We start from the raw sequence: 2,070 nt of genomic DNA on the forward strand, positions 1-2,070 counted from the left end.
ACTTACCCGACAAGGAATTTCGCTACCTTAGGACCGTTATAGTTACGGCCGCCGTTTACCGGGGCTTCGATCAAAAGCTTCTCCTTACGGATAACCTCATCAATTAACCTTCCGGCACCGGGCAGGCGTCACACCGTATACGTCCACTTTCGTGTTTGCACAGTGCTGTGTTTTTAATAAACAGTTGCAGCCAGCTGGTATCTTCGACTGGCTTCGGCTCCGTCAGCAAGTGACTTCACCTACACACCAGCGTGCCTTCTCCCGAAGTTACGGCACCATTTTGCCTAGTTCCTTCACCCGGGTTCTCTCAAGCGCCTTGGTATTCTCTACCTGACCACCTGTGTCGGTTTGGGGTACGATTCTGTGTTACCTGATGCTTAGAGGCTTTTCCTGGAAGCAGGGCATTTGTTGCTTCAGCACCGTGGTGCCTCGTCATCACGCCTCAGTGTAAAGTGAACCGGATTTGCCTGGAACACACACCTACACGCTTAAACCGGGACTACCGTCGCCCGGCCAACATAGCCTTCTCCGTCCCCCCTTCGCAGTAACACCGAGTACAGGAATATTAACCTGTTTCCCATCGACTACGCCTTTCGGCCTCGCCTTAGGGGTCGACTCACCCTGCCCCGATTAACGTTGGACAGGAACCCTTGGTCTTCCGGCGAGCGGGCTTTTCACCCGCTTTATCGTTACTTATGTCAGCATTCGCACTTCTGATACCTCCAGCAGACCTCACAGTCCACCTTCGACGGCTTACAGAACGCTCCCCTACCCAACGGACGTATCCTTAAGACGCTTCGTTGTTGTCAGTTCGCAGACCGACTCAACGTTGTTGTGGCTTGAACGTGCCGGCTTCGCCGTCACGTTAAGCGCCTTAAGTGATACGTCCGCTGCCGCAGCTTCGGTGCATGGTTTAGCCCCGTTACATCTTCCGCGCAGGCCGACTCGACCAGTGAGCTATTACGCTTTCTTTAAATGATGGCTGCTTCTAAGCCAACATCCTGGCTGTCTGGGCCTTCCCACATCGTTTCCCACTTAACCATGACTTTGGGACCTTAGCTGGCGGTCTGGGTTGTTTCCCTCTTCACGACGGACGTTAGCACCCGCCGTGTGTCTCCCGTGATAACATTCTCCGGTATTCGCAGTTTGCATCGGGTTGGTAAGCCGGGATGGCCCCCTAGCCGAAACAGTGCTCTACCCCCGGAGATGAGTTCACGAGGCGCTACCTAAATAGCTTTCGGGGAGAACCAGCTATCTCCCGGTTTGATTGGCCTTTCACCCCCAGCCACAGGTCATCCGCTGATTTTTCAACATCAGTCGGTTCGGTCCTCCAGTTAGTGTTACCCAACCTTCAACCTGCCCATGGCTAGATCACCGGGTTTCGGGTCTGTACCCTGCAACTTAACGCCCGGTTAAGACTCGGTTTCCCTTCGGCTCCCCTATTCGGTTAACCTTGCTACAGAATACAAGTCGCTGACCCATTATACAAAAGGTACGCAGTCACCCCATAAATGAGGCTCCCACTGCTTGTACGTACACGGTTTCAGGTTCTGTTTCACTCCCCTCGCCGGGGTTCTTTTCGCCTTTCCCTCACGGTACTGGTTCACTATCGGTCAGTCAGGAGTATTTAGCCTTGGAGGATGGTCCCCCCATATTCAGACAGGATACCACGTGTCCCGCCCTACTCTTCGAACTCACAACGGCTGTATCTTCGTGTACGGGACTTTCACCCTGTATCGTGCGACTTTCCAGACGCTTCCACTGACGCAACCGCTGATGATGGTTCCGGGCTCCTCCCCGTTCGCTCGCCGCTACTGGGGGAATCTCGGTTGATTTCTTTTCCTCGGGGTACTTAGATGTTTCAGTTCCCCCGGTTCGCCTCGCAACACTATGTATTCATGTTGCGATGATGCAACGGATTGCACCGGGTTTCCCCATTCGGGTATCGTCGGGTATAACGGTTCATATCACCTTACCGACGCTTATCGCAGATTAGCACGCCCTTCATCGCCTCTGACTGCCAGGGCATCCACCGTGTACGCTTAGTCACTTAACCTCACAACCCACAAG

The 2,070-nt window shown here is 53.8% G+C and carries 1 rRNA gene; it reads right to left on the reverse strand.

The annotated features are described in order from the left end of the window. A 23S ribosomal RNA gene (locus GS12_RS22605) occupies nucleotides 1-2,056 on the reverse strand; the annotation flags it as partial. Between the last annotated feature and the right edge of the window lie 14 nt (nucleotides 2,057-2,070).

Origin of the sequence: Erwinia oleae (assembly GCF_000770305.1) — a bacterium.
Taxonomy (GTDB): Bacteria; Pseudomonadota; Gammaproteobacteria; order Enterobacterales; family Enterobacteriaceae; genus Erwinia; species Erwinia oleae.